Source organism: bacterium (assembly GCA_027622355.1).
Taxonomy (GTDB): domain Bacteria; phylum UBA8248; class UBA8248; order UBA8248; family UBA8248; genus JAQBZT01.
Genome location: JAQBZT010000272.1, coordinates 1 through 3,819 on the forward strand (window position 1 = coordinate 1; position 3,819 = coordinate 3,819).

6 protein-coding genes are annotated in these 3,819 nt (G+C 65.0%); 4 read left to right on the top strand and 2 right to left on the bottom strand.

What is annotated here, in order from left to right; all coding sequences use genetic code 11:
- The 4 genes from O2807_13185 to O2807_13200 all read left to right on the top strand — a co-directional run.
- Positions 1-342, top strand: a 342-nt coding sequence (locus tag O2807_13185; protein MDA1001454.1) for a cytochrome c oxidase subunit I, incomplete at its 5' end; no start/stop codon positions are given.
- A gap of 74 nt (positions 343-416) precedes the next feature.
- Complete coding sequence (locus O2807_13190) at positions 417-1,001, top strand: cytochrome c oxidase subunit 3 (GenBank protein MDA1001455.1); 585 nt, start codon at positions 417-419, stop codon at positions 999-1,001.
- A 27-nt stretch (positions 1,002-1,028) separates the two neighbouring features.
- Complete coding sequence (locus O2807_13195) at positions 1,029-1,307, top strand: cytochrome C oxidase subunit IV family protein (protein MDA1001456.1); 279 nt, start codon at positions 1,029-1,031, stop codon at positions 1,305-1,307.
- A gap of 85 nt (positions 1,308-1,392) precedes the next feature.
- Positions 1,393-1,791, top strand: a complete 399-nt coding sequence (locus tag O2807_13200; protein ID MDA1001457.1) for a hypothetical protein — start codon at positions 1,393-1,395, stop codon at positions 1,789-1,791.
- Between the two features lie 67 nt (positions 1,792-1,858).
- On the opposite strand, the gene O2807_13205 is transcribed toward O2807_13200, so the two are convergent.
- Together O2807_13205 and O2807_13210 are read right to left on the bottom strand one after the other, a co-directional pair.
- The gene (locus O2807_13205) at positions 1,859-2,503 is read right to left on the bottom strand and encodes a molecular chaperone TorD family protein (GenBank protein MDA1001458.1); all 645 of its coding nucleotides are present in this window, start codon (positions 2,501-2,503) and stop codon (positions 1,859-1,861) included.
- Positions 2,500-3,819: formate dehydrogenase (locus O2807_13210; GenBank protein ID MDA1001459.1), on the bottom strand; the 1,320-nt coding region annotated here is incomplete at its 5' end. The genes O2807_13210 and O2807_13205, both read right to left, overlap by 4 nt.

Sequence of the window (3,819 nt, forward strand, 5' to 3'; positions counted from 1 at the left end):
ATGGTCCGCCGCATCTACAATCCCGCGCAGTATGAGAGTTACCAGGGTCTGCTCCCCATGAACCGGTTCATCACGACGGCGGCGATTCTGCTCTTCATCGCGCAGCTTCCCTTCGTCTTCAATTTCTTCTGGAGTCTATTCGCGGGGAAGAAGGCCGCAGAGAACCCCTGGGAGGCCACGACGCTCGAGTGGACGACGCCCTCGCCGCCGCCGCACGGAAACTGGCCGGGCGCCGTTCCGGAGGTCCACCGCGGGCCCTACGACTACAGCCTTCCGGGAGAGGCTTCCGATTGGCTGCCGCAGAACCAGCCGGACCGGGGCGCGGCCAGCGCCCGCGGCTGAGAAAAGCGCCCGCGGCTGAGAAAAACGCCCGCGGCTGAGAAAAGCGCCGGCAGTTAGAAAGAAGGAGAACAGGGATGCGTTCCGCGCATGCGGCAGAAACGGGAGGCTCCGGATTCGCTTCCTCCGCCAAGCTCGGCTTGTGGTGGTTCCTCGCATCCGAGATCATGGTCTTCGGAGGGGTGGTCGCTTCCTATTTTCTTCTCCGGCTCGCCGGGCCGGGATGGGGCGACGATATTGCGCACAACAGCACCCTTCTCGGGACCATCAACACCATCGTCCTCCTGACCAGCAGCTTTACGATGGTCGAGGTGCATGCCGCCTGGAACCGCCGCGATGCGGATGCCTTCCGCCGCTTTCTGGGGCTGACGATTGTCCTGGGCCTCGTCTTTCTCGTCATCAAGGGCTTCGAGTACGGCGCCCACTTCCGGGAGGCGATATTCCCGGCCAAATCCCTCTTCTGGGCTTTCTACTACGGGATGACGGGGCTGCATGCGCTGCACGTGCTGGCCGGCATCATCGCCAACGTTTCGCTGCTGGTCGTGGCGTGGCGGCCCGAGGGGCTGATGCGTTTCGGTCACCGGGCGGAGATGAACGGCCTCTACTGGCACTTTGTGGACGTGGTCTGGATCATTCTGTTCCCGCTGCTCTATCTCGGATAGAGCGGGAACTTCAACCGGGAAGACGACATGGCGCACTCAGAATCCTCTCCGCCGAGCAACTTTCTGATCTGGATCTACCTTCTCGTCCTGGCGCTGGCCTCGGTGGGCGCCTCCATTGTTTTCCCGAGCGGGATCGCCGAGGGCGCCATCATCGCGCTCTCGGCGGCGAAGATCCTTCTCGTCGCCCTCTACTTCATGCACCTGCGCATCGAGCGCCTTTTCATCCATCTGCTGGCGCTCGTCCCCCTGTTCTTCGTGATCGTCCTTTTTCTCGGCCTGGCCCCGGACATCATCTACGGCAAATAGTCCGGCTCGCCCCTGAGGTGAAGGGGCGGGTATACTCCTCCCGCAAAGTTTGCGTCCGGATATCCCGTTTCGAAGGGTGGTGCGCATGTCGGAGATGGAGCGCGTCTTCCGCCAGGGAAAATTGAACGAGGTGGCCCAGCTTTTGGCGAACCCGGCCCGCTCGGGCATCTATCTCACCCGGGCGCGCATCCGCGCCATCGCCGGGGAGATGGGCCTGCGGGCGGGAGTTCAAGGCCGCGCGCGGATGATCGAAAACCTCTTCCGGGAGGCGGGCTCCGAGGGAAGGGCCGAGGCGCTGATCGCGCGTATCGAGGCGGAGGCCACCGCCTGGCTCCATCGCTACGGCGAATGGGCGCGCGCCTGCGCCCCCGGAAAAAGGGCCTGGCGCGAGTGGAAGATCAAGGCGCGCCAGCTGCGCTCTCAGCTGCGCAAAGCCAAAAAATGGGCCCGCAAGATGGGCGCCGACGCTTCTACCGAAAACTAGACCCCACTGTCTCAACAATCCCTGCTCAGACTATCGCAACACACTGTCTCAACAATCCTTGCCCAGACTATTTCAACAGCCCCTGAATGTGCTTCCGGTCCTCGAGGGCGAACTCCCGCGTCCAGGCGGCGAGCTTGCGGTAGAAGGGTGTTTCCGCGTCCTCCTCCACGCAGGTGGTCAGTATCGGCATCCACCGCAGGAGATGTTCGTCCAGAAAGCGGGCGGCCGAGGCGAGGTGGGCGCGGGCTTCCTCCGCATTCCTGGATCGCCAGGCGGCCGCCTCTCCCTCGGCGAGGTGGGCGAGAAACTCGAGCTCCACGCTGAGGTGATCCGGGGCCAGGATGCCCGCATGAGCGCCGCTCCCCAGACCCGGGTCGAAGCCCCGCGCGCGGTAAAAATCCACGACCCGGTCGGTGACGCCGGCGTTGAGGTGTCCGCTCTCATCGCAGATGGCGGCCTCGTAGGGCGGGCTCGAGGTGATGAAGAGCTGGGTGAAGTCCACCCGCAGGGCCTTCATGTCGCCCTCCCCCGGGGGCAGGGGGAAGTCATCGGGAAAGAGGAAGGCGTAGTTCGCCGCGAGAAAGGCGATCAGTTCAAGATCGGGCGGATCGAGAAGGCTCCGGGACTGCACGCGGTAGAGCCGAGCGCGGAGCGCCGCCTGCTCGATCCGCTCCTCGGGGGAGAGGCGCGCCCTCCTCGGGAAAAGGCTCATTCGGGGAGGTCGTAGGCCTCGCGCCGGGGCCGGTTCGGCCGAAGAAACCAGAGCGGGCGGCGAAGGCCGTCAGGGCCGGGCGCAGGCCGAGTCATCTCGAGCCATTTTTTATAGTGCGCGAAGCTCTTCTCGGTGTCGGCGTGAATGTCGCCGTAGCGATCGCCCGGCTGCGCCGGCTTCACCTTGACCCGCTGGTGCCAGCAGTGCATCCCGCTCACAGGATCTGGATTGACGGGGAAAGTCAGGTTCTGGTTGACGCCGACCTCGCGCCACCAGATGCGCTCGGTGTCGGGGTCCTCGCTCTTGAAGGGTTGCGCCCCGTGCAGCTGGCGCATCCGGTACTTCCCTCCGCCCTCCTCGTCGAGGGAGACGAGGGCGGAGGCGATCCGCGGGGCGCCCATCTCCTCGCTGAGGCGCCACCTTCCGAGGTGGTGGGCCATGGCGACGATGCCGGGCTTGAGGCCCTCCGTCGCCCAGCAGCGGGTGACGAAATGGCCGATCTCCGTCTCCACGCGCACCAGCTCGTTCGAGCGCACGCCGAGGCGCTCCGCGTCTTTCGGGTGAATCCAGAGCGGGTTGTTGTGGGTGATCTCGTAGAGCCACTTCACGGCCGAGCGCGTGTGGATCAGCGTGGCGAGGCGGTAGTTGGGCAAAAGGTCGAATTCGTTTTCCTCGCGCTTCATGTCGCGCCAGTAGACGTGGCTCTTCACGTGGCGCGGCAGGGCGTGCTCCGCCCACTTCCAGTCCTGCATCGTCTGGCTGAAGAACTCGAGTTTTCTGGAGGGCGTCTCGAAACCCGCGCGCACCTTTCCTTCGCTGAGGACGCCGACGATCTTCCCGTCCTTGACGGCCGCGCCGGTGGCGTCCACTTCGGCCCCCGCGCCCGCGCCGTTCAGCTCCTCCATGTGTTTTTCGTAGACGTTTTCCTCCACCGAGAAGACGCCGTACTTCCGCATGTAGGCGAGCGGGGTGAGGCCTTCTTTCCCGGCCGCCTCGGGAAGGCCCGGCACGCCGTTCTCGAACATCCACTGGTAGTACTCATCCACGGTGATCTTCTCGCCGGGCCGGTAGGGGCTCTCGAAATACGGGCGGATGCCGAGGCGGCCGTCGGGGTCGATCCGCCAAGAGAGCTCGATGAGGAATTCGTTCTCCTCCCACACCTCGCCCGGGTTGGTCTCGCGCGAATCCTCTACTTTGTGCCCCATCCGCTCGCGGGCGGTGCGCAGGACCGGCTGGCGGAAGCCCACCCAGCGGCCCGGATGGGTCTCCTGACTCTGGTTGTCGTGCCGCTCGGTGGCGATGCCCATCGGAAGAAC